Source organism: uncultured Bacteroides sp. (assembly GCF_902491285.1).
Lineage (GTDB): Bacteria > Bacteroidota > Bacteroidia > Bacteroidales > Bacteroidaceae > Bacteroides.
This window is the reverse complement of sequence record NZ_CABUHK010000051.1, coordinates 19,286-43,621: the sequence shown is the minus strand read 5'-3', so window position 1 is coordinate 43,621 and position 24,336 is coordinate 19,286. Positions and strand designations below refer to the sequence as shown.

General features: G+C 44.9%; 19 protein-coding genes. 12 read left to right on the top strand and 7 right to left on the bottom strand.

The window, feature by feature from the left end; all coding sequences use genetic code 11:
• Positions 1-1,418 precede the first annotated feature (1,418 nt).
• The 4 genes from RDN93_RS13875 (at position 1,419) to RDN93_RS13860 (ending at position 5,606) form a co-directional block, all read left to right on the top strand.
• Positions 1,419-3,236 (top strand): DUF3945 domain-containing protein, encoded by a 1,818-nt coding sequence (locus RDN93_RS13875; RefSeq protein WP_308746056.1) that lies wholly within the window; start codon positions 1,419-1,421, stop codon positions 3,234-3,236.
• Positions 3,237-3,282: 46 nt separating this feature from the next.
• Positions 3,283-3,558 carry a DUF4099 domain-containing protein gene (locus RDN93_RS13870; RefSeq protein ID WP_308746055.1) on the top strand — a complete coding sequence of 92 codons (276 nt, stop codon included), beginning with the start codon at positions 3,283-3,285 and terminating at the stop codon, positions 3,556-3,558.
• 94 nt (positions 3,559-3,652) lie between these two features.
• Positions 3,653-5,413, top strand: a complete 1,761-nt coding sequence (locus RDN93_RS13865; RefSeq protein WP_308746054.1) for a DNA topoisomerase — start codon at positions 3,653-3,655, stop codon at positions 5,411-5,413.
• A 22-nt stretch (positions 5,414-5,435) separates the two neighbouring features.
• A complete protein-coding gene (locus tag RDN93_RS13860; protein WP_308746053.1) occupies positions 5,436-5,606 on the top strand; it encodes a hypothetical protein in 171 nt (56 codons plus the stop codon).
• Positions 5,607-5,678: 72 nt separating this feature from the next.
• Here RDN93_RS13860 and RDN93_RS13855 read toward each other — a convergent pair whose 3' ends face one another.
• Positions 5,679-5,894, bottom strand: coding sequence for a hypothetical protein (locus RDN93_RS13855; protein WP_308746052.1), 216 nt, complete (start codon positions 5,892-5,894; stop codon positions 5,679-5,681).
• Between the two features lie 36 nt (positions 5,895-5,930).
• Here RDN93_RS13855 and RDN93_RS13850 point away from each other — a divergent pair, with 36 nt between their 5' ends.
• From RDN93_RS13850 to RDN93_RS13825, 6 genes are read left to right on the top strand one after another with little or no spacing between them, the layout of a single operon-like run.
• On the top strand, positions 5,931-6,140 hold the full coding sequence (locus tag RDN93_RS13850; RefSeq protein ID WP_004323219.1) for a hypothetical protein: 210 nt from the start codon (positions 5,931-5,933) through the stop codon (positions 6,138-6,140).
• Positions 6,141-6,159: 19 nt separating this feature from the next.
• Positions 6,160-7,242, top strand: coding sequence for a PRTRC system protein E (locus RDN93_RS13845; RefSeq protein ID WP_308746051.1), 1,083 nt, complete (start codon positions 6,160-6,162; stop codon positions 7,240-7,242).
• Between the two features lie 21 nt (positions 7,243-7,263).
• A complete protein-coding gene (locus tag RDN93_RS13840) occupies positions 7,264-7,485 on the top strand; it encodes a PRTRC system protein C (protein WP_004323222.1) in 222 nt (73 codons plus the stop codon).
• Positions 7,486-7,529: 44 nt separating this feature from the next.
• Entirely contained in the window at positions 7,530-8,636 is a 1,107-nt protein-coding gene (locus tag RDN93_RS13835) for a hypothetical protein (RefSeq protein ID WP_308746050.1), read from the top strand.
• A 12-nt stretch (positions 8,637-8,648) separates the two neighbouring features.
• On the top strand, positions 8,649-9,350 hold the full coding sequence (locus tag RDN93_RS13830) for a prokaryotic E2 ligase family D protein (RefSeq protein WP_308746049.1): 702 nt from the start codon (positions 8,649-8,651) through the stop codon (positions 9,348-9,350).
• Positions 9,347-10,144 (top strand): PRTRC system ThiF family protein, encoded by a 798-nt coding sequence (locus RDN93_RS13825; RefSeq protein ID WP_308746048.1) that lies wholly within the window; start codon positions 9,347-9,349, stop codon positions 10,142-10,144. Before RDN93_RS13830 ends, RDN93_RS13825 begins: the two co-directional genes overlap by 4 nt.
• Before the next feature lie 335 nt (positions 10,145-10,479).
• Here RDN93_RS13825 and RDN93_RS13820 read toward each other — a convergent pair whose 3' ends face one another.
• On the bottom strand, positions 10,480-10,782 hold the full coding sequence (locus RDN93_RS13820) for a helix-turn-helix domain-containing protein (protein ID WP_113748226.1): 303 nt from the start codon (positions 10,780-10,782) through the stop codon (positions 10,480-10,482).
• A gap of 347 nt (positions 10,783-11,129) precedes the next feature.
• On the opposite strand from RDN93_RS13820, the gene RDN93_RS13815 reads away from it, so the two are divergent.
• Both RDN93_RS13815 and RDN93_RS13810 read left to right on the top strand, forming a co-directional pair.
• Complete coding sequence (locus RDN93_RS13815) at positions 11,130-11,417, top strand: helix-turn-helix domain-containing protein (RefSeq protein ID WP_308746047.1); 288 nt, start codon at positions 11,130-11,132, stop codon at positions 11,415-11,417.
• Between the two features lie 10 nt (positions 11,418-11,427).
• Positions 11,428-11,721, top strand: a complete 294-nt coding sequence (locus RDN93_RS13810) for a helix-turn-helix domain-containing protein (protein WP_004323236.1) — start codon at positions 11,428-11,430, stop codon at positions 11,719-11,721.
• A 587-nt stretch (positions 11,722-12,308) separates the two neighbouring features.
• Here the strand turns inward: RDN93_RS13810 and RDN93_RS13805 are convergent.
• The 5 genes from RDN93_RS13805 to RDN93_RS13785 are packed head-to-tail and all read right to left on the bottom strand — an operon-like array spanning position 12,309 to position 24,312.
• A complete protein-coding gene (locus RDN93_RS13805) occupies positions 12,309-14,369 on the bottom strand; it encodes a SusF/SusE family outer membrane protein (protein WP_308746046.1) in 2,061 nt (686 codons plus the stop codon).
• 57 nt (positions 14,370-14,426) lie between these two features.
• Entirely contained in the window at positions 14,427-15,608 is a 1,182-nt protein-coding gene (locus RDN93_RS13800; protein WP_308746045.1) for a metallophosphoesterase, read from the bottom strand.
• Between the two features lie 16 nt (positions 15,609-15,624).
• A complete protein-coding gene (gene bglX, locus RDN93_RS13795) occupies positions 15,625-18,774 on the bottom strand; it encodes a beta-glucosidase BglX (protein WP_308746044.1) in 3,150 nt (1,049 codons plus the stop codon).
• 19 nt (positions 18,775-18,793) lie between these two features.
• Entirely contained in the window at positions 18,794-21,457 is a 2,664-nt protein-coding gene (locus RDN93_RS13790) for a RagB/SusD family nutrient uptake outer membrane protein (RefSeq protein ID WP_308746043.1), read from the bottom strand.
• A 26-nt stretch (positions 21,458-21,483) separates the two neighbouring features.
• The gene (locus RDN93_RS13785) at positions 21,484-24,312 is read right to left on the bottom strand and encodes a SusC/RagA family TonB-linked outer membrane protein (protein ID WP_308746042.1); all 2,829 of its coding nucleotides are present in this window, start codon (positions 24,310-24,312) and stop codon (positions 21,484-21,486) included.
• Positions 24,313-24,336 lie beyond the last annotated feature (24 nt).

The following is a 24,336-nucleotide window of genomic DNA, read 5'->3' as shown; positions in this document are numbered from 1 at the left end:
AAATTTCAAAATGACAAAGAACGATTCGGACCAAATGGGCCAAGTTTATTTAATGCGTCCCAATTTTAATGGGACACTAATGGATCCAAATATAGTATAAATTCGATATAGTTCAAAAAAGAACAAGTTATCGGTCCTTGATAAAACATACATTAATGGCAGACTTCTTTTCAAAGAAATAAATCGCAATAGCAGAGAGTATTGGCAATAAGGTTGTTGAATGAAAAATGTCTAGAATGTTCAATCTGTAGGAGTAATGACCATCTTCATTCTAAATATTAAAAAGAATACTCAAACTAAGATAAGACAGCCCTCAGTCCATCTTACCTTTAAAATAAAAAGCCTTTCTAGTCCAATAGATAATTCCTAACCACCAGCATAGAAAATGTTACATATGTATAAAATCTATCATACTATATGCACCTTTGAAGGACTAATTCATAAAACGATAGAGTAACAAAAAAAGAAACCTTTTCAGTGCCCTCATGACAATTCCACATAGTGGTTGCAGGATACACAATGAGGGAAAAGTAGAATCAAAAGCTGCAGGCATATTCCTTATAATAATGTTTAAAATACCTAAATTTACCCGAATGTAACAAGACAAGGATGCTATTATTTCGGTATCACTCATATGGTTTGATTTGTTCAAATAATTATGAGTACTATCTTCGACCATATATTTCTTCTGTTGCAATGTAAATACCTTGCAGAAATTATCTACCATATAATAAATCTCTGTAAATTTAGTACTTGAGAACATAACGGTAATCATTTAAGTGTTATAAATTTAATATTTTTATAACTATGTTCCCGATTATTTTATCGACTTTAGCCGTCTGATAAACATCAGGTAATATTATTACAATTACATTTCTTTTTGAATAACACTGTTATTCCCCATAATAAAGATAAATCAAAAACGTCTTGTCTCCACGTTCCGGCTTACGTTTTTCAAAGAAGTTTTCTTCGCGACTTCGTCGGAGAAAATTCCTTTGAAAAAAACGCTCCGACCACGTTTTTGATTTAATGGAAGGATTATAGGGACTAACTGCGACCGACGTGACGCATAGATCACATTTCCACCATTCCCTTTCTTTTTACCAACATCTCTACAATATTACACAAACTAACTACACAGTTCCCAAAGTAAATTCATAATTAAAGAAAAACTGTCCCCAATAAAGACAGGGACTCCGGCTCCCTCTGTTCTACATAAATTTCTCTCACTTTATTAACCGGCCTGTGTATTTCTTTTCTTCCTTATTCCCCTTTTTCCACCATCATCCTTTTTTGATTGACATCTGCTGACATCTAACGACACGTGATGTCACCGTTTTGAGAATCAGCATTTTATTCAATCTCAGCCACTATTTTTGAGCTGTCAAACGAAAACATTAATCTCAAAATGATGGATCATGGCACAAGAAAAAGAAGTGAAAGAAAAACCGAAGCGGACGCGCAAAACGCAGAAATCCGCCAAAGAAAAGCCCTATGTGGAACAAATCAACGAACTACTGTTTGTCCACAACAAGGAGGACCCCAAAGCCGGTGTGCAAGCCGTCAGCGAAATTAACGGGGAAGGAAAGGCCAGAACGGTTCCCGCCGAGGAAAAGAACGAAAACTCCTTTCTGAAATTCGAGAAAAACTCCAGTATCCTCGAAAACTTCATCAGGAACTTCTGGAGCCAGCTCAAGGAACCGACACATTTCAGGCTCATACGAATGACCATCCATGATTACAAGCAGAACAGGCAGGCAATCAGGGATTTGTCACAAGGTAAGGAAACGGACGCAGTAAAAAAGTTCCTCAAACGCTACGAAATCCGGCCGAGAGAAAACAAGGAACAGAGTAAAAACGAAAAAGAAACAGAAACGATGGCAAAGAAACAAAAACAAAACCCGCAGGAACAGGTACCACAGCAGGCACCACAACCGACAGTTTCAACAGGACAACCACAGGAACAGCAGGCACCACGCTACCGTTATGACGAGAACATGGTAAACTGGGACGCACTGGAAAAGATGGGCGTCTCCAAAACTTCCCTCGAACAACAGGGACTGCTGGATTCCATGCTGAAAGGATACAAAACCAACAAACTGGTTCCCCTGACACTGACGCTGACAGGTGCCAGGGTCAAACTGGACGCACGCCTCTCATTCATCACCATGCCGGACGGGCAGATCGGTCTGGGTATCCACGGCATCCGCAAGGAACCGGAGTTGGAAAGGCCCTATTTCGGACACATTTTCACGGAAGAGGACAAGAAGAACCTCCGTGAGACAGGAAACATGGGACGGGTGGCGGAACTGAACCTGAACGGGGGATCCTATACACCCTGTCTCATCTCCATTGACAAGAATACCAACGAGCTGGTTGCCGTACGGCAGGAAAACGTGTACATACCAAGTGAAGTGAAAGGCATCAGGCTGACAGCGGATGAAATAAACGCGCTGAAGGAAGGACAACCGGTATATGTGGACGGAATGACCTCAAAAAACGGAAAGCCGTTCGACGCCACACTCCAATACAGCGCGGAACGCAGAGGACTGGAATTCATCTATCCGGAAAGTAAGGGATTCAACCAGCAGAGCCTGGGAGGCGTACAACTTTCACCCAACCAGATCAAAATGCTCAGCGAAGGACATACCATCCTTGTAGAGGATATGAAACGCACCGACGGAGCGCTGTTCTCCTCTTTCGTCACGCTGGACAAGGTGACCGGCCGACCGCAATATACACGACATAATCCGGAGAACGGGGAAATATACATCCCGAAGGAAATCTGCAACGTGCTACTGACTCCCGAGGACAAGGAGGCGCTGCGCAAGGGACAACCCGTCTTCCTTGAAAACATGATCAACCGCAAGGGGGAAGAGTTCTCCTCCTTCGTCAAACTGGACATGAATACGGGCAGGCCGCAATACTCGCGTACACCGGACGGTTTCAGCGAGCGCCAGGTGCCGGTCGTTCCGGCGGAAGTATACGGGCATGTATTCACGGCACAGGAACGGGCCAACCTGCAGGACGGAAAAGCCATACTCGTATCGGACCTGAAAAGCGCCAACAACAAGACATTCAGTTCCTACCTGAAAGTGAACGCAAATTCCGGACAGCTGCAATACTTCCAGGAAAATCCCGACATACGCCGCAATACGGCCCGGCGTGCCGCACAGGCGGACGACACGCAAAACCGGCAGCAGGAACAGAAGAAAGGAAGCAGACAGGCCGTATAAAAAGAATACAAAAAAGAATCATTAACCATTCATCAGAAAAAAAGACATGAATCAGAATGACAACCGGATATTCAGAAAGGAAGACCTTGACTGGAAAGAACTGGAGAACATCGGTATCCACAAAGAAGAACTGGAAAAAAGCGGGGACATGGAACTGCTCCTGCAAGGGGAGGAAACGGAAACCGTCCCATTGAAAATCCGCACTTCCGCACTCCGCTTAACAATGGACGCCACCCTCAGGATCACGGTGGGGACGGACGGAAAGCCGGTAATGGAAATCAACGGGATCAGTCCCGAAGCGGAAAGCGAAGCCGGCGGATAATCCCTGCCCCATACAGACAGAATCAAAAGTATACACAATTTCCCCGTACCGGTTTTATTGCGAAGGTACGGGGAACATCAAATGGAAAAAGAACATGATTGCGATATTGACAGACAAGCCCAATGTGGGAAAAGAGATAGCAAGAATTCTGGGAGCACATACCAGAGAGGACGGATACATGAGCGGGAACGGGTACATGGTAACATGGACCTTCGGCAACATGCTTTCGCTGGCCATGCCGAAGGATTACGGGATGGACCGCCCGGAACGCGGGGACTTCCCGATAAATCCCGCCCCCTTCAGACTGATGGTAAAACACATCAAGACCGATACGGGATGGATACCGGACATCAACGCAGTCCTCCAGCTGAAAGTGATCGAGAAAGTATTCGCCGCCTGCGAGAGCATTATTGCGGCCACCGACGCCTCCCGGGAGGGAGAAATGGTGTTCAGGTACCTTTACCAGTATTTGGAATGCAGGAAACCCTACCGTCGTCTATGGATCTCGTCACTTACGGACGAAGCCGTACTGGAGGGAATGGTCAACCTCAGGCCCGGCAGCCTGTATGACCGCATGTTTCTGGCAGCGGACAGCCGCAACAAGGCGGACTGGGTACTGGGACTCAACGCCAGCTATGCCCTCTGCCAGGCGACCGGAACGGGAAACAACTCACTGGGACGGGTGCAGACGCCCGTACTGGCAGTCATAAGCAGCCGTTACCGTGAACGTGAGAACCACATTGCCACGGACACCTTTCCGGTTTTTATCAGCCTGTGCAAAAATAACACCCTGCTCAAAATGCGCTGTACGGAAGAATTCACAGACCGGGAGGCGGCTGCACGGCTTTACAGTGACTGCAAACTGGCCGGACATGCACGCGTCACCGCTGTCAGCAGACAGGTCAGGGAGATAGAGCCTCCAGCCCTCTACAACCTGACCGAACTCCAGAAAGACGCCAACAACTATTACGGAATGACTGCCGGAAAATCGCTTGAAATCGCACAGAAACTTTATGAGAAGAAACTGATTTCCTATCCGCGAACTGCCGGACGTTTCCTTCCACGGGACGTTTACGACAAACTGCCCCGTATCATGGAGAAAATCCTGAACAGGAAGGAATTCCGACCGTATGTCAGAAGCATGGGGATCAACATATTCGACCTGCCGGACAAGGTTGTCGACGAAGGACAGGCGGCGGAACACCACGCCATCATCATTACCGATACATATCCGGAAGGATTAAACCGGGAGGAGATGCAGCTGTACATGATGATTATCGGACGGATGCTGGAAGCCTTCATGCCCGCATGCAGGGCGGAATACACCACTGTGGATGCCGTATGTGCCGCACGAAATTTCCGGTGTCATGCATGCCGCATCATTGAAAAGGGATGGTTCGGCATATTCGAAAGGGAAAGCGTCATTGCAAGAAGGGAATACGGCTTCTCCCCCATCCCGCAACTGGAAAACGGGGAGACGGCCGCTGTTACCGGATGCAGCCTGATACACAGGAAGGACCTGCCCGTATCCGCATATACCGACGCGGAACTGATCACCTACATGGACACTGCCGGACTGGGAACGCCGGCCACGCGTACAGGAATCCTGCAGACCCTGATTGACCGCAAATATGTACGTTATTCAGGCAAATACATCATCCCCACACGAAAGGGGCTTTACATATATGAGACGGTACGGAACATGAAAATAGCGGGAACCGCACTGACTTCGGGCTGGGAAGCGCAACTGGCACGAATGGAAAGAGGAAAACTTACACAGGAAGAATTCATGAAGGGGGTACTCAAACTCTCGGGAGAGGTAACGGAAGATATCTTCCGGAAATGTGAAAGATAGAAGCTATATATAGGAACGGGAAATGCAGGCTGAAAAGTCTGCATTTTTTATTTATCAGGCATCTGTTATGCCGCTTTTAGGCGGCAAAGGTACCGGATTACCCCGTATTCGTGTCAAGGCAGCCCTGCGGGCCGGTCGGCTGAAAGAAAATCATCCTCGCTACGCTCCGGTATTTTCTTTCGCCAAGCCTTGACACAAAAGGGCAATCCGGGAAACGAAGGCCTGTAAAATCGGGAAAACAGATCCCGAAGGGATAATCATACACTCATAAAAACAACAAGGACATGAAACAGAAATCCATCGCAAGCATCTGCAAGCCGGCGGTCACACTGCTGGCAGCCGCAGCAATACTCCTGCTATGCCGCAAAGGCATAATTCCGGTACATACCATCCTGTTACTGACAATGGCGGAAGGCATAATCCGTATTTTGCTAAGGTTCCTCCCGTTCCTGGCGACAATTCTCACCATTCTGATCCTCATCGGAATGATATTATAAACCCTTAAATAACAAATGAAATGGAAACAAGAAAATTCACCCCGTCAGCTCCGGTCGCACCCGCACTGTGGCCGACAACGCGCAGCATCAGGCCTGCAAAGAGAAGATTTCCCAATACGGTTGATGAGCCCAGAAACATCGGGTATTATCTCAAGCCACTGCTTGACATCACGAAGCGACCGGACAGAGACGAAATTCTGAAGACATATCTCAAGGAAACCTATGTATAACAATAAAAAAACAACCATTATGTTTTTCCAATCAATTTATCAGATAATGTCGGCAGGCACAGACCTGAACATCAACATCAGGAGAACGGACGGAAAACTGTCCGTAGCGGTAATGCCCAGACGTACAACACTCAAGGATGAAGCCGGACAGGCCATCGTGCCGCTCATACTCAACGGCACCCCCATGGAACTGGACGGACAATTCCTGCAAATCATCACCACACCGCTGCAGAAAGCGCAGGGAATCCTCACCAACCTTGAAACCTTCGAGCAGCAGGCACGGCTCGCCGCAACACAAGACAAGGCGGCCGGAACCGCCAACGACAAGAAGACAAAAGAGGCACGTGAAAAACAGGAAAAGATGGAAAAACTCCTCAAACGTGCGGAGGAGGCGTTCACGGCAGGAAGATACTCGGAAGCGACAACCTGCTTCAGGCAGGCCAAGGTACTCGCAGATACGGACAGACAGAAACAGATAGAGGCAAGGATACAGGAAGTGCAGAAGGAGTCGTCACAGGGCTGCCTGTTTCCTGAAACGGATACACAGCCGCTCCCACAACAGCCGCCCGCAAACGGTACGGCGAACGGAAACCGGCCTGACGGACAAATGCGGATGTTCACGTCACAACCTCCACAACAGCCTGTACAGCAAGCAATCCCGCAACCGGTACAACAACCGATGCCCCGACCGCAGATAGTACAGCCGCAGCCCGTACCACAATATTATCCGGGAACACCGCAACCACAGCCAATGTACGAAGGATACTGCCGGAATCCCGCAAACGGCAGTCCGCAACAAACAGCGGAACAACCCCAAACGTACTTCCGCCAGCCCGGCGGACAGTACCCACAGACACAATCATGGCAACAGCCGCAACCCGTTCCCCTGCAGCCGCAGGCAACCGTCATACAGACAGCCCGGGAAAATACGGGCAGGGAATACCAGTCATCGCCACAACCGGCCACAGAAGCGCTCACTTTTGACAAGGACGATGAAAGTGACAGGGAACTGTTGCGCGAAGACCCGTATGCGGAATACATAGACTTCCCGCAGGAATGCCGCATGAAGGACGAGACACAGGCGGAGCTTATATGTTGTTAAACCATTAAAACTTTAAATAATATGGCACTTGATATCAAAGGACTCAAAAGAGTATTCATCCTGAAAAAAGGAAATGACACCCTGACACTGGAAGATCCGGACAGCAGAATGTCCCTTTCCGAAGTGACGGACTTCTATTCCATGAACTATCCGGAACTGACCACGGCAACCCTGCACGGGCCGGAACTCGAAGAGGACCGCGCGGTATACCGGTTCAAAACCACCATAGGAACGAAAGGATAAGCTATGGCAAAGAAAACAAACCCTAAGAAAAAGGAGGAGACAACATGCAGACAGTTATCGGAACTACAAACGGAAGCCCTGGCACGACTTATTATCAGCGAGGCCGGATGCACAGACATCAGCCGGGGAACCGGCAGCAGAAAGAAAAGAAGGCTGCCGCCGGCAGGAACCGTAATGATTTTCTAACGGGGAGAATTCTCCCCGTTACCCCCGATTACTGTATGGAGATCCGCGCGGGAGAGAAAGTCAATCTTACGACAAGGGAGAATTTTGATTTCCTGTACCGATCGGCACTCAGATACAGCGCACTTGTCGACCTCAGGCTTCCTTTCCGTCCGACCGGGAAATCACCGAGGATGAACATCGTCAAACTGTACCGGGCAATGGACACCATACTCCCGGAGCATGTCAACCTGGAAGAGGAGAACGGAAGGCTGTACTTCTGCCTCTACCGGTTCCATGAGTGGCCGGAATATAAACTGTTCTGGATACCGCTGGAATTCACGGAGAGACTGCCGGAGAAACTCGGAAAGATAGCACTGGAATTTATCCGGCAGCTCGCCCGGCACCATGGCATACCCAAAAGCACGGATACCAGCTACTACGAAATGGCACACGATTACCTGGAAGACTACAGGCTCTACGACGAAGAGGCGACGGCAGGAGAGATCAGACGCAAGGCCGCACTTGCCAGACTGTATGAAAAAGGGAAGGCGCACCGTATACTGGAGAGAATGGACAATCCAAAGGGATTTCTTGCGGATCTGGAGGGGGAAATACGGAAATACCATACGAAGAAGAACAATGAGCGGGCATTGCTGGAACTGCTCACGGAAGGTACGGCATACATTTCACACGGCAACCCGAGCATCATGCAATACTCCTACGACTGGGCATACGAGGAGGCAGCAGATTTCAGGCCGGTGGGACTGGATACACAGCTCATGGTCACCTGGTCGGTAAAGGACGCCATGAACGACGAAATGGAAAACTATTTCAACTCGGACTATCAGGAATCATATGTGATCACACCTGTCACGACATTCCACCTGACACCGGACACGGAAAAGCCTTTCTCCATGGATGACTTTCCGGAGCGGTTTTCCCAATGGCTCACATGCTTCATCAAACTCATTACAAATAACTTCTAATAAAACAGGAAAATGAATGAACTGACAAAACAGATGCAGCAAATCATGCATCCCAGAGCGGTACTTGTCGCCTATGAATGCGAAACGACAGATTACTCAACCCCGCGAAGTTATCTCGAACTCAGGCCCGTCAATGAGAAAGGACGGATGGGGGCCGGCATTCCGGTAACCTATGAGTTCATGAACTCACTGGTGGAATCATACACGGAAAGCATGAGCGGAATCCCGCACGGACGCATCCCCGGGAACATGCTCCTGTGCGACTCCAGAAAAGGGCGCGAAAGGTACATATGGTACAATCCGCCACAGAAGAGAAAAATGTACTTTCAGGACGGGCTGCACATTACAGACGGGACATTCAACGTACCGGGCGTCATCTACATGGTGGAAAGGGAATGCATGGACATACACGCCTTCAAGGGAGCAATCCCCGAAGAGCGGACAGAACTGTATCTGGCGCCGTTCTTCAATGTAACCGGGGCGAACGTCTGCCTGGGCAGTTCATCGCTAAAGAAACCGCAGGACATGGATTTTCTGGAATTTCAGGAATACTGGGAAAAGCGTTTCTGGATGAGCGAGTTCTCACATTTGGGAGGTAACAGGAACCCGACCCGCAGCAATCTGGTTTCCGTAACGGAACATGCCCGGAACAATCCGTTTGATTACAGCGAGTTACAACAATCCGGAAAGAAACTTAAAGACATACTGGCATGAAAAAGATTCATTACACGGACAGCTACCTGCTGAAACCTTACCATCCCGTCACTATCCATGTTGCGGGTGCAGGGGGCACGGGATCACAGGTCATAACCAACCTGGCACGCATGAACGTCGCGTTGCAGGCACTGGGACATCCGGGACTGCACGTCACCGTATTCGATCCCGACATTATCACAGAAGCCAATATAGGACGCCAGCTCTTCAGTGAGACGGAACTGGGGCAATGCAAGGCGACGGCGGCCGTCACACGCGTCAACCGTTTTTTCGGAACAACATGGACGGCGGAAAACTGCCGCTATCCCGTACGGAAAACACAGGAAAACGGGGATGACAGGACAAGGCCGGCGAATATCATCATCACCTGCACGGACAATACCCGCTCACGACTGGAACTGTGGAGATTCCTGAAAAAATACAGGGAGGCCTCCGTAAACAATGAAAGGGCGGTTTATTACTGGATGGATTTCGGGAATGCGCAAACCACCGGACAAGTCGTCATAGGCACTGTCCGCAACAAGATACGGCAGCCGACATCAAAAGAATTCATGCCGGTACCCGGAATGAATGTCATCACCGAGGAGGTGAACTATTCCACAATAGAAGAGAAGGACTCCGGACCGAGCTGCTCACTGGCGGAAGCACTGGAAAGACAGGACCTGTACATCAACTCCATACTGGCACAAGTCGGCTGTGACATCCTATGGAGGATGTTCAAGGAAGGAAGAACCCTGTACCGGGGGGCATATATCAATTTGGACACACTCCGGGTTAATCCGATACCAATATAGACTATGTGAAACAGACAGTTTTCCTTGCCGAAGCTACAGCTGTCGGCAAGGGAAGCATCTGCAATTTTCTTCCAATCCGTATAAAACCGGAACCGGATTCAGGATTTAATCCGCATTAATCCGGACCCCCTTCCCTGTTTTAACCAGTTTCCATTTGTAACAACAGAAAATAAGCCTATAATACTCACACAATAGTAGTCTCATAACAGGATACGAACCAGGTTACATTTCATCTTAAAAAGCATTCTCTATGTCAATCATAATTACAAAAAATAGATATTTTTCATACCAGTTCCTTCAGATACAAAGAATATCACAGACCCTTGCCTGACAGATCACTGAGCTGATTTTTTCTTTCCCCTCTGTCGCAGAAATTCCTGTATTTCCGAACTACGATAAAAGTTCTTTCCATTCTCATCCGTCTGATAGTAACGGATGAGTCCCTTTTCACGATAACGGGCGATGGTCCGTTGCGTCACGCCCAGAAGCTGCGCAAGGTCACAGTTATCCAGCAAGGTGTCGCCGTCCAGGCAGTCTTTCAGGCGGTTCATACGATCAAGTTTCTTTTCAAGGCGATTAAAACCTTCCACCATAGTCATTATCATTTTCTCAAGTACCTCATTATCTATATACATCATGGCATATCCTCCATTGTTTTAAAAAGTGATTACCTGAATACTCTTCCTGTGCGCACTACAAGAGTATATTACACTATAATGAAAATTACATGCCGGATTCAAAAAAACGAATCCATCTTTTTACATAACATTCTAATTCACAAAGAAATATAAAATAGAAAATTACAAAAAGCACTGTAAAATGTAATCCCGGATGTTGTAAAGTTCGGGTACAAATTGTAAATACGATTTACAATTTGACCAACTATCCGTGAAATCTGACGACATCTGCTGACACCTGTAGTCAGAGACTTGGAAACAAACTTACCGGCAGCATACCTTTGCATCGGACAAAAAATCAAAAGCTTATGGAAGTGATCAGTATCGAAGCCACAACATTTGAAGAAATGAAGCAGGCGTTAAGCTCAATCATCCGGGATATCCGGACAGGAAGAGGAATACGGCAGGAGGAAAGACTGACGGAATGGATGGATAATCAGGAAGCATGCATTATGATGGATATCTCTCCAAGGAAGTTGCTTACTTTGCGCAGCACGGGAAAAATCCCGTACAGCAGGATAGACAGGAAAATCTATTACCGGAAAAAAGACATCGTCACATACATGGAAGGAGTGTTACAAAAAGGAAACAATTAAACAAAGAAATATGGCACATGACTTACTGACAAGGGAAAGTCCAGAAATTATCCGGTTCTTTCAGGACATTGGACACATCACTGAACTCTTAAGAAGCGAACCGGACAGATACAGACCTGTCCTGAACGGTGACAGGTACATCACCGAAGCTGAACTGTCCGAATCACTGAAGATAACACGCCGGACACTGGTTGAACACAGGACAACCGGGCTTATCCCCTATTACCGGCTGGGAGGCAGGATACTTTATAAAGAGAAGGATATTATAAAACTGCTGGATGAAAACAGGCTGGAAGCTTTTTAAAAGCCGGCAGTATAGAAGAGAACGTCTTCGGAAATTTTCCTAAAGACGTTCTCTTCATATATATGCCATTCATTCCAGCATAAATGAATACATTATAAAGTTTTCTGTAATTTTATGCCAATACTATTTGGAGGAATCGAACCTTTTCCATATCTTTGCACCGTCAAAAAAATGACAGCGATAAAGATTGAAATAATTGAAATTAGGAATATGGCTAATTCAATGGTTTTGATTTTAACGATATAAGATTTAGTGCTGTTTATCAGGACTTTAAAAACAAAGAACTTTAAATGTTCGATTCCTGGTGGCACCACTTTAAAGAAAAGCAAAAAACAGTAAAATCCTGATTTCCAAATGAAATCGGGATTTTTTGTTTTCCGGCGGAACGCAAAAAACGGCAGAACAGGAACCGGAACGCAACAGGAAGCTGCATGAGATATCCGGAAAATTGATGAACCGGGTAGAAAATAGCTAAAACGTAAAAAACGCTAATCATAGAATAAAAAAAAATTACAGTTGTTTGCCAAATAAAAGGAAATCCGGCAAACAACTGTTAGAAAATGAATATAATATTGAAGCAGATCAGGCTAAGGAACTACTATTGTTCCTTTCGCTGCCCTGAAATCAAGGGTTATTATAGTATTGGCAGCCCATACATAATCTTTGTTCGGTTCATTCATGCCCTCTTTGCGCAAATAGATTTCAAGAGTCTCCGGATTAACAGCATATTCGCGTTTCCAAGCGCCAAATGAAGGATTAAGATTATCAAAAGCAGGAATATAAGGATTTATTCTGAAACGTCCTTCATTAGGTAAAGTAACAGAAAATGTTTTCCCGTCGCTACTTTCCGTAAAAGGTAAGATCTTCTCGTTGTTTCCTCCGGCTGCCGTTCCGTAACCATAGATTACAGGCTTTTGAATGGAAATGGTCTTCGAACCTAAATTAACGAAAATGATATAAGTACCACTCTGGGGGATAACCACTAGCCCTTCGTCAGAGATTTCGAAGCCCACATTATTAGTCAGTCCGGTAAACTCTCCATCACCAAATATCTTGGATGTAGAGAAACGAATTTTAGTTCCGGCATTGAAATAATTAATATGTATCCATCGGTCGGCACTGTTCCAAACCTTATCCAATGAGATGACCCCATCCGAACCCCAATTCATGTTTCCAAATTCATCGCCAACCATGTAAATAGCTTTCGCTGTTGAGGGGACATCACTCGGAGAGGCAAAAGTTACAGCGATTTTACCTTTATCTTGAGAGAATTCAAGTTCTATTGGTATATTAGAAGTAACAGGAACCGATTCCAGTGCAGCACCTACACCACGATAATAGATTTGTCCATTATAGATGTTGAATTCCATACTGTTCCAGTCTCTATTGTTATAGTCGGAAGTTGCATACATCTGAAGGTTACCTTTTGTAGTAGTGACAGCAGAGAATTTCTGCCCGGAAAGCTCGAATGATACTTCTTGCCCGTCAAAGCACTCACCTATTCCATAGACGGCAGGTTTCTCAAAAGCTATGAGATTACGGTTCATATCTACATATACCAAATACAGGCCGCTTGTTTCTACCATCGCTCTTCCGTTACTGCCTACAACATAATTGATATTTGTACCCAAAGAGGCAAAACTTTCCGCATCAGATTTTTCCGATGCCCATTTGATTCCCTGCCCAGCATTGAAATACTTGATAGTCCAAAATGCACCATTGCCAAGCTGTCCCACAGGAACCATCTCTACCACATTTGTCGAACTCCAGTTCCAGTTTCCAAATTCATCGCCAATCATATACAATTTCTCCGGATACCCCTCCGGTTCGGGTTCTATGATCTCATTACCCGTCATCTTCGCAAAGAATCTTCCTGTCAAGACTTCATATTGAAGTGTAACTTTATACTCACCTTTGTTCTTTAGATTGAGTTGCACTTGCGACTGGTTGGTTAGTTCAGCATATTCTTCAGTTAAAACATTCATTTTTATACTTCCTCCCGTTCCGGTGTACATAGAAGAGAATGTATATTTCTCCGTATCCGTCTCCTTCACATCAAAAGATGTATTATCGGTATAATTAAACGAAAACTCTGCCGGCAATATAACTTCTAACTTGTCACTAGACACCCAGGTAACCACATGATTAATATGATCGTAAAACGGTTTTTGAAGAAAGAGTTCGTTTTCACCGTCTTCTGTCAGTTCGAATTTACTCGTCAAACGGAATTTGAATGGGACGATATTAACCTGTTTCAATAAGGGATTCACAATTATCTGATACAATCCATCTTCCATTACTCTGAAACCGCCGGCTCCAGAAGCCAAAGAATAAGTTGATATCTCACTGTCGTCGTTTTGTAAAAGCGCTCCCTGTCCATAATAAACAGGTTGTCCATCCGGTCCGACTAAAGAGATATGAAAATCCCCGCTGGATGTCAGCCATGTGTTCAATGCGACCAAAGTGCCCTCTTTTATCACGTTCATCTTACCATTGATTGCCTCTACCGAGAATTGGGATGCGCTTCCCGTCAGATAGATACCTTCGGGAACATTGATTTCCCGTTCATAGTGTATCCCGTTGTCGGCACAACGACAGAAGATAAGTGGCAACGAAAATACAAATAATAATTTTATTATAGTCTTCATCTTCATGATTACATTAAATTATAAATAACTATACTATTGGAATCTAATGGTATCTGACTAAAATTTCACATCAAACTGATGTTGTTTCTTATCTTTTCCATTCGTTCCTACCACATCAATCACCATTTTTCCATCTTTTATCTTACAAAGCAAATAACTGTTATTATCATTGACAAGGATGGGAAAGTTGGCTTTATCGGGTTCTGATTTACGGAAATAATATTTATGAGTGTGTCCGGATAACATCAAATCAATTCCAGCCGTATTTAAAACGGGCAACAAGGTTTGCTGTAAATGATAGTTTCCATGCCAGTTGCCTATCGTCGGCGGGATGTGCAGGAATGCGACCCGAAGGGATGATTGCTTAAAATCGTTTTCTTCCACCACACTCTGCAACCATCGGGTTTCTTCTTCCCGATAATTGTCATAGTCGGCGATACCGGCATACTCCAAATCCGAATCCGGCTTATCCTCACCGGAATCAAGAACAAGAAAACAAGCTTTACCTATATTGAAACGATAATAGAAAGTTCCGGCAGACGTAGGAAAATACTTTATCAACGCATCGGAATAAACTCCACGTGTTTCATGGTTTCCCCGATTGAAAACAATAGGCACCTCGGACGCAAACAATTCGACACAAACATCAATATAATCCTTACATATCTGCTCCTGCCCCTCTACCCATGACGACATATCTCCATTAAGCAAAACGAAATCAAGGGATTTGAAATCTACTTCCCGGCACAGGGACTTCATATAGTCACTCCGCCCGTGAATATCATTTAATACCAGAAAGGAAATCTCCTTCTTCCTGTCGTTGAAGGTTCTAAACCTGAAAGGTTCTTGCTTGTATACATTTGAAGCAGCAATCGATCCATAAGTCACCCAGTCGCTCGAAGGCCAGGAGACAACTTCTCTCGAAAAGATCCGGTATCTGTATTCCTTGCCGGGTTCCAAATGCTTGATGCGTACACGGTGGATTGTATCATTGGCCCGCTTACGTCCGGACTCCGTATCGTAAAACCTCGGACGTTCCTTCCCATAGAAATGATCTTCACCGGTAGGCGCCACTTCCACCCACGAAAGAGCAGGTTTGTTTGTAATCCATACCACTGTCACGCCATCGGTACTCATATCACACAGATAAGGACCATGTGTGATCTTTATATTGTCACCATCATGTGCGGAAAGCCGGGCGGCAAAGATGACAAAAAATACAATTATCCAATTTCTCATAGAACGGTTCCTCCTTCTAATTTATTAGTTTAACCGATATGGCTTGTAAATCATTACTATTACAGCCAGTCATAATTTCAAATTCACCGGGTTCTACCACGTAGTTCATGGCAGCATCATAAAAGCCTAAAGCTAAAGGAGAAATGTCAAACTGAATGGTCTTTGACTCTCCCGCTTTCAAGAATATTTTCTTGAATGCCTTCAATTCCTTTACAGGACGCACAACAGAAGCAACTTTATCATTCACATATAGTTGCACAGTCTCTTCACCATCTCTGTCTCCGGTATTGGTTACTGTCACCAAAACGGAGATAGTCTCCTGTCGCGTATATTCCTTTTGGGTACTCCGTGGAGCTGAATAACTGAATGTGGTATAACTCAAACCGTATCCGAAAGGATAGAGCGGAGCATTCGGGACATCAATATGCCGGGTGGTTGAGGAATGGGGCATATCTCCCGGACGTCCGGATTTCTTATAGTTATAGTAAACCGGTACTTGTCCCTCCACCCGTGGAAAAGAAATGGTCAATCTTCCGGAAGGATTATAATCACCAAACAGTATATCAGCGATAGCAGTTCCTGCAGAAGTACCTAAAAACCAAGTTTCGAGAATGGCCGATACGTTCTTGTCCACCCATTCGATAGATAGCGGACGCCCATTCATCAATACGACGACAACGGGTTTCCCTGTGGCAACAAGTTCTTTTATCAATTCTTCCTGCACACCCGGCAAATCCAGTTGGGCACGGCTTCTCGATTCACCACTCATCAAAGCTTTTTCACCGACAACAGCAATCACCATATCACTTTTGGAAGCCAATCTCACCGCTTCTTTGAATCCTGACTTATCTTCTCCGTCAAAATCGCAACCACGAGCATATCCAATTTTCGTATTGTTATTGGCAATTTTATTCTTTATTCCCTGCAACACAGTCGTCACATGGCGCTCTTCACCTCTTGCTCTCCACGAACCCAGCAGTTCAGTCTGATTATCAGCCAGCGGACCTACCACCGCAATGGAACGGACATTTTTTGCCAGCGGTAATATGTGATTGTCATTCTTCAACAGGACAGCCGATTTATGAGCCATGTCCAGTGCCGCATCCAGAAATTCTTTTTTCATGATTGTCTGCGATTCGTATTCTTCATTACAGAATCTATATGGATCAGCAAACAGTCCCAAAGCATATTTGATATGAAGAATCCGACTGACGGAATTATCCACATCTTCCATGCTGATTTTGCCGGCTTCTATCAGTTCTTTCATGTATTTATTATAGAGTCCATCCGTCATATCCATGTCTATGCCGGAATTGAAAGCCAGGCGGACAGCATCTTTATCGTCTTCCGCCACTCCCTGCGCCACCAGTTGTTTCACAGCTTCCCAATCACTTACCACAAAACCATTGAAATTCCATTGCCCTCTCAATAAGTCTTTGAGCAGAAACGGATGTGCGGATGCAGGAATACCATTTATATCATTGAAAGCACTCATAAAAGTAAGTACCCCCGCATCAATGCAAGCCTTAAAAGGAGGCAGATAGATATCAAACAAAGTCCGTTCTGACATATCCACCGGAGCATAATCTCTTCCAGCCTGAGGAAGTCCGTAAGCTACCCAATGCTTTGCACACGCCAATACTGAATTATTCTCCCAAAGATTCCACTGAAAACCATTTACTCTTGCTTTAGCTATTTCGCTTCCCAGATAGGTGTCTTCTCCTGCTCCTTCCACCACCCTGCCCCAACGGGCGTCTCTTGCGATGTCGACCATAGGAGCGAACGTCCAATGTAGTCCGGCTGCCGAGGATTCAATCGCAGCAATCTTGGCAGCACGTTCGATCGCTGCTAAATCCCAACTACACGATTCCGCCAAAGGAGTCGGAAAGATTGTCTTATATCCATGAATCACGTCCATACCGAACAGAATCGGTATCTTTATCCGGGAATGACGCATATTCTTTTCCTGCAAATCACGCAATGTCTTTGCACCGGATATATTCAAAACAGACCCTACAAGTCCGCGTGCTATCAATGAATCGTTCAAATATTCTGATTCAGGACCGGTTAAAAGCGTACGGCCTACGTATTGGGATAACTGGCCGATCTTCTCTTCCACAGTCATCCGTGAGAGCAAATCCTTAACAAAAGAATCCGCTTCCGGAGTGTAAGGTAATTTACTATTTCCGACAATCCGGGTATGCGGATCGCGAACATAGACCCTTACCCAGTCAATATCAAAATCAAATTGCTGCAATTCCTCCGCAGGATAGCCAACGTCCAACTTGTCAAATGCTCCTACCTGCCCGGTGATAGCAATATCCCAAACTCTGTCCAGCCGTTTCTCATTACGAGCTTTAGTGATAAAATCAGTATATGCATCTCCCAACTGTGTACGGGTATGTATCTGGTAGTTGACTTTATTATCTATCAAAAACGTAATGATAGCATGATTGTTATCAACAGGATCAGGATCTATCTGAACCGCATATACATGGAAATTATCTCCCGGCTTATCGTCTCCGATTTCAGTATATCGTATCTGGCCTTTGGGTAGATTGATTCCCAACTTTTGCGTTTCCGAATTAAACAAATGCAAGGTTTGATTCGCTTTGGCCGGATAGGGATTCTCCCCGAAAGCTTTGGTGAAAAACTCCAGTATATCTATTTCGGCCACTCCAGCTCCTTTATAATGCCTCAGCCAAAGTGCATTCCAAAGCCCATATAAATATGGGACTTTGGCTTTGATCTCTATGCGGCAAAAAAGCGGATAATATTTCTCTGCATCGGCATCCCTGCTGGACAATGCTCCCGACCACCATCCCGTCTTATTCTTTACACTGGAATGAACGGGACTGGGCGCATCTTTACTTTTGAATGAGCGAATTCGACAAATCTTCTCTCCTGTAGGAAGGGTTTCGATAAAGACCTGATCCGGACGGTATGTCTGAAGCATGGCTTTATTTTTCTGATTATAGGTGGGGCGCCCCACTTTTGGGGAACCATATATTCCCCAATACCGGGAGTCGATCGCATCTCCATTAAACTCATCTCCATCGTAGTAAATCCATCCGGGAGAGATTTCTGATGAAGGAGGAATAACGGCTTGAGCCTTCACCGCCCCGATACAGCAAAATATGATTATTAGAATCTTTATTCTCAACATGATATTTCTTTTTAATAATTTACCAACCGGGATTCTGTTTCCAGTTCTTCAACTGCAGAATCTCACTTTCAGGTATGGGATACCAATACATTTTTGAATCAAACACTCTCTTTTCTACCACAGCACGAGAGTAATAAAACTTCTCGACGGGATATTCCGGTTTTTCAGGAATCTCCGGTTCTATTTCATCCCGGGTAAATACACGCACCCAGTCTACATCCATCGAAACGTTTCTCAAATTGGCATTCCTGTCTTCGGGATAACCGATACCATTTTCATTCTTTCCTCCGATCTGTCCGGTTATCGCAATGTCCCAGGTCCGTTTTTCTCTTCCCTCTGCTATTGCTTTGGTTATAAATGTATTATATCTGTCATCATAATCAATCGTCTTGAATGTATTGGTTACTTTACCATCCAACAGGTAGCTGATGATAGCATGCTTATCCGGAGAAACCGGGTCTGGATCTACCTGAACGCCATACGTATGGAAGTCCGATCCCGGATCAAAATCAAGCACTGTATGCCGTCCGTAACCATTCACGTTGACTCCCAGATTACCTGTTTTATTATCATGCAAGTGTAAAGCCTGGCTAAGCCGCCGGGGTGAAACCGTATTCTCAAATTCCTTGACGAAAAACTCTTCGATGTCAAGTTCCGCAACACTGGCTCCTGCATAATGACGGCACCATGGTCCCATCCATATACCATATATATAAGGTATCTTTGCACGAATCTCAATACGGGAATGCAGAGGATAATATTTCCCCTGATAGCCATATTTGTCGGTATCCCGACTGGATAAAGCTCCCGACCACCATCCTTCTCTCGTACTGGCGGTACTTAATGCCGGAGCCGGTGGATTGTCATCCTTGGTGGCTGCTATCCGGGCAAAGCTCAATCCACCACTCCCTTTCTCAATCGTAATCTGTTTTCTACGATAAGTCTGGATATTCCCGGTGGGTTGCCCATACTGAGAGTTTCCTACTGGAGTGTCGCTTCCATACTGCCCCCAATATGAGTTATTTATGACCAAATCATTGAATTCATCTCCATCATAATAATGCCATCCTTCCGGAATTTCGTTAGCCGGTATTATAGAATTTCGGGTAACAGCTCTTCGAGCCTGACTCTTACGGGTGATTTCAAGCCCTAGCAAATCTCCTCCGAGTGTTTCTTGCGCAATCTTCCACCGTCTTACATCCCACGAACGATGTTCCTCAAATGCCAGTTCGACACGACGTTCACGCCGGATGCGCTCACGCATTTCGTCCTGCGTCAATCCGGAAGGCAGATTAGGCTGTCCGGCACGGCTGCGCACTCGATTGACGTACTCTGCTATATCCGAATTTTCGGGATCACATTCATTCAAGGCTTCCGCATAATTCAGATAAATCTCCGCTAAACGAAACAACGGCCAGATATGTCCCTGACTTCCTCCACCGGTTTGGATATTCACATCTTCATTGAGGTACTTTTTCAGATAGAATCCGGTTTTTGTTGCATTGGTAACGCCCAAACCGTCTTTTCCACCGTCCCAGTTCTCTACCACTGTGCTTTTCCAAGCGGAATCATTCAGCAGAATAGTAGCATTCAACCTGTCATCCCGGTAGAATTGCGGACGAAGAGCATTTTCCTCATTCTCCCAACAAAAATAGCTACCATCTTTCATCTCATAAGAGTCTACCAGATTCAACGAGGGATTGATGCCGCCTATCCCACCATAACTGACAGGAAAGTTATATTTTTCAAAATCGGAACTGTTTCCGTAACGACGCATCAGAATAAACTCGGAATTCTGAAAGTTATTCTTGAATAAGGTGGCATAATTTCCATACAACGAATATACACCCAGATCGATTACGTCTTTCGCAGCTTGTGCTGCAGCTTTCCATTTCTCCATATCGGAAGGAAGATAGCTTTCCGAAAGATTCTGCCAGTCCAAATACAAGGGACTGGCCGCATACAATAAGACTCTGCTTTTCAAAGCCAATGCGGCTCCTTTCGTTGCACGTCCCAAATCCGAATCGATTCCTCGTCCTGGAGTTAAATCAAGTACTTCGGCTACCTTATCACATTCACTGGAGATGAATGAAATACAATCGTCCATCAACGGACGTGGAGTCTCCGAATAATCTGCATTGACAGATAGTGTAGAAGTAATTACAGGTACAGGTCCGAAACGCTTCACCAGTTCAAAATGAAAAAACGCTCTTAAAAAACGGGCTTCATATTTCCATGTTTTCAGGTCATTCAGACGGTTTTGATATTCATTCTGATTATCCGGATCAAGTCTGTATTTATCCAGATTCACCCTGCCTACATTTTCTATAAATTCATTCGCAATGCGAATTCCTGCGTAATACTTATTCCACAAATCATCCGGATTGGACCTTGAATTCCAGGCACCGGTGTTGAAATGTTGGATGTTGCAGGAGGCATTAGCATGCTCGGCATCATCGGTAGCGGCATCCAGCATAGCTTCAGAACCGATACGGTTGAAACCATCGGGCAGATACCGATAAGCATTGACTAGAAATTTGCTTGTACGTTCATAAGAAGTAAAGGTCATCTCGTTGTCAATAAACGAATCATACTCTCTGTCCAGATAATCACTGCATCCGGACAATATGCTGATAGCAGCAAGAGCATTCAATATGATAGATAAACCTACTGGGTATTTCATAATTATTATATTTTTGTTCTTACCTATTAAAAATCAATTTTTATTCCCAAATTGTAGGAACGTGTCAATGGATATGTAATCAAAGAACTGCTTTCCGGGTCGGCCAATCCGTCAAGATGACTCACGGTAAGAAGATTGTTTGCGTTAGCATATACATACAGTCCGGACAGCTTTAACGCTCTTGCTATTGACTGGGGGAAGGTATATCCAATCCGGATATTCTTCATTCTGAAGTAGTTCCCGTTTCTCTTCCAATATGTAGATGTCCGGTAATTGTTTTCAAACGTCCGGGTAGACAAACGGGGATAAGAAGCATTGGGATTCTCCGGTGTCCAACTGTCAAGTGCCAGCTTTGAAGCGGAGCCATTGTCGGTAAAGGAATAAGCCAACGGCCCGCTCAAATAGATGTCTCTATTAGCAACGCCATGGAATAAAGCCTCAACATCTACTCCTTTCCATTCAAAGCCTATTTTCAAAGCATAATTCCACTCCGGAATATTAGAATATCCCACAGGATAGGAATCATTGGAATCGATTACCCCATCACCATTTTTATCAATATATTTTATATCACCAGGTTTTATTTCTCCAAACTGTGGTACCGGTAAATGTGATTTCAAACTTCCATTCGAATCGAAATCACTCTCTTGATACAGTCCGTCAGCAACAAGCACGAAAGGAGTATTCACGGAATGCCCTTTACGATATTGATAATCGTAGAGTTTCACTTCTTCCGCCATATCGACAATTTCGTTCTTTGCATACCACGCTGATGTTTCAACGTAATAGTTAAAGTTGTCTTTAAGGCTGCTTTCGTACCTGATTGTACCCTCGAAACCTTGATTCTTTACTTTTCCTACATTCATATAAGGCAATATGTCGCCATAAGAGGCTCCAACAAATCCGGGAATGGTGGAATACGGCTGCGACAAGATATCATATCTTTCTTTATGGAAATAATCAAATTCTACCGACAGACCTCTCAGTAAAACTGCATCCATTCCAATATTGAATACACGCTCCTTCTCCCAACTAATATCGGGATTGGCAATCATATTTGCACGAAACCCGCCTGTTGATGACGATCCTGTGCCTAAAAAATAAGAGCCGTTACTACTATAAGTCTGGTCGAACAGATAACGTCCATTCTCATTCTGATTGTTTCCAACCAGTCCGATAGATGCTCTTAGCTTCAAATATTCAACCCAATTAATATCTTTCATGAAGTTTTCTTTCGACAATATCCATCCGACGGAGAAAGCGGGAAAGAACCCATATCTTTTTCCGGGAGCATAATCATCACAACCTGTATATGAAGCCGCAAATTCTCCTATGTATTTTTGATTGTAAGAGTAAGTTATCCGCCCCGCATAATTCAAGTATTTAATGTCATCACGACTTCCATATTTCTGATATAAATCAGACAGGAAAAAGATACTGGCAGTGAGTTGATGTTGCTTGAAAATGCGATCATAATCCACCTGTGCCTTAAAGTTCAGACGACTCCAGTCTGTACGGAATCCTTCATCGGATTCCAAAGGAGAATCAGCACCGTAAGGTGTATATAACACCTCTCCCCCTGCTCCTTTAGAAAGAGAATAACGGGCATAATTCTGATCCTTTATAGATGAATCCGCCATGTAGTTATTGTAAGCAATACCGGCACTCACACTTAATCCCTTTGTCAGTTTCTCCAAGTCGTATTTAGGCATAAAAATCAACTGGAAAGTCCGACTGTTTTCTTTATAAAGTCCTCTGCTGACGATATTACCGACCGGGTTAGTAAAAGCGGCATTTCCTCCATACGATCCGTCAGGGTTGTACACCGGAAATGCATTCGGTGCTGTTCTCCATATCGCTCCCAAAAGTCCGTTGGCAGAACTACTGCCTCCGGGAATAGAGCGATTACCCACATTCCCGCTAAAATTAAGGCCGGTAGACAGGTGTTTGCTTATCTGAATATTCAAATTAGACCTGAAATTAAAGCTCGCATAATAGGCATTCGAGTTCTCCCTGCGTTTTTTATCGGTATTTTTGTAGAAACCGATGTTCTGCAAAAGATTCATCATTACATAGTATTGCACAACATCTCCCCCTCCTTTAAAACTTAAATCAGCCATACTTAAAGGAGCTGTATTATTCAATATGGCCTTTTTCCAATTGACATTGGGGTAAAAGTAAGGATCGGTATTGTTCTGATAGGCATTCAATTCCTCTGGAGTGTATAAGCGGGGCAATCCGTCATTCATACGCGCCTGATTGTATAAGGTGGCATAATCATACGCATTGATAGGATCGGGAACACCCAACGGTTGTTGTATTCCCGTTTGCAAACGGATACTGACTTGCGGAGCAGAAACGCATCCTTTCTTGGTAGTCACCAATAAAACACCATTTGCACCACGCATACCATACAAAGCCAAAGCCGAAGCGTCTTTCAATAATGTTACAGACTCGATTTCCGCAGTTGACAGACTTTCAATCGGGGCTTCGAAACCGTCAACATATACCAGCATCTTTTGTCCGTTTGCATAGGATGTACGTCCCCGGAGGTAGAGATTCGCAATAGAGAAATCATAGCCGGGTTCTCCGCTTTGTTGCATCAATGTTAGTCCGGGAAGCTGTCCTTGCAGACTGTTTCCCAAACTTGCGGAAGTGGTTTTCATCAGATCTTCTCCATGTATAGAAGAAATGGCACTTGTTCGCCTCCATTCCGGTTGTTGTCCATAGGCAACTTCTACAAATGCAGAGTCAACTATGTGTTGAGCAAACAAAACGGGAGCATAAAAAGTGAGAATAGTAGTCAAAAGTATAGCATAACGCTTCCCTTTGTATATACTGTTTATTATTGTCATACCTTTTATTTTTAGTTGATTGAA

Bases quoted from the DNA above. Each gene is read 5' to 3' on its own strand.
- RDN93_RS13875 (WP_308746056.1), top strand. From the start codon at position 1,419: ATGGCACAAGAAAAAGAAGTGAAAGAAAAACCGAAGCGGACGCGCAAA.
- RDN93_RS13870 (WP_308746055.1), top strand. From the start codon at position 3,283: ATGAATCAGAATGACAACCGGATATTCAGAAAGGAAGACCTTGACTGG.
- RDN93_RS13865 (WP_308746054.1), top strand. From the start codon at position 3,653: ATGATTGCGATATTGACAGACAAGCCCAATGTGGGAAAAGAGATAGCA.
- RDN93_RS13860 (WP_308746053.1), top strand. From the start codon at position 5,436: ATGCAGGCTGAAAAGTCTGCATTTTTTATTTATCAGGCATCTGTTATG.
- RDN93_RS13855 (WP_308746052.1), bottom strand. From the start codon at position 5,894: ATGAGGATCAGAATGGTGAGAATTGTCGCCAGGAACGGGAGGAACCTT.
- RDN93_RS13850 (WP_004323219.1), top strand. From the start codon at position 5,931: ATGGAAACAAGAAAATTCACCCCGTCAGCTCCGGTCGCACCCGCACTG.
- RDN93_RS13845 (WP_308746051.1), top strand. From the start codon at position 6,160: ATGTTTTTCCAATCAATTTATCAGATAATGTCGGCAGGCACAGACCTG.
- RDN93_RS13840 (WP_004323222.1), top strand. From the start codon at position 7,264: ATGGCACTTGATATCAAAGGACTCAAAAGAGTATTCATCCTGAAAAAA.
- RDN93_RS13835 (WP_308746050.1), top strand. From the start codon at position 7,530: ATGCAGACAGTTATCGGAACTACAAACGGAAGCCCTGGCACGACTTAT.
- RDN93_RS13830 (WP_308746049.1), top strand. From the start codon at position 8,649: ATGAATGAACTGACAAAACAGATGCAGCAAATCATGCATCCCAGAGCG.
- RDN93_RS13825 (WP_308746048.1), top strand. From the start codon at position 9,347: ATGAAAAAGATTCATTACACGGACAGCTACCTGCTGAAACCTTACCAT.
- RDN93_RS13820 (WP_113748226.1), bottom strand. From the start codon at position 10,782: ATGATGTATATAGATAATGAGGTACTTGAGAAAATGATAATGACTATG.
- RDN93_RS13815 (WP_308746047.1), top strand. From the start codon at position 11,130: ATGGAAGTGATCAGTATCGAAGCCACAACATTTGAAGAAATGAAGCAG.
- RDN93_RS13810 (WP_004323236.1), top strand. From the start codon at position 11,428: ATGGCACATGACTTACTGACAAGGGAAAGTCCAGAAATTATCCGGTTC.
- RDN93_RS13805 (WP_308746046.1), bottom strand. From the start codon at position 14,369: ATGAAGACTATAATAAAATTATTATTTGTATTTTCGTTGCCACTTATC.
- RDN93_RS13800 (WP_308746045.1), bottom strand. From the start codon at position 15,608: ATGAGAAATTGGATAATTGTATTTTTTGTCATCTTTGCCGCCCGGCTT.
- bglX (WP_308746044.1), bottom strand. From the start codon at position 18,774: ATGTTGAGAATAAAGATTCTAATAATCATATTTTGCTGTATCGGGGCG.
- RDN93_RS13790 (WP_308746043.1), bottom strand. From the start codon at position 21,457: ATGAAATACCCAGTAGGTTTATCTATCATATTGAATGCTCTTGCTGCT.
- RDN93_RS13785 (WP_308746042.1), bottom strand. From the start codon at position 24,312: ATGACAATAATAAACAGTATATACAAAGGGAAGCGTTATGCTATACTT.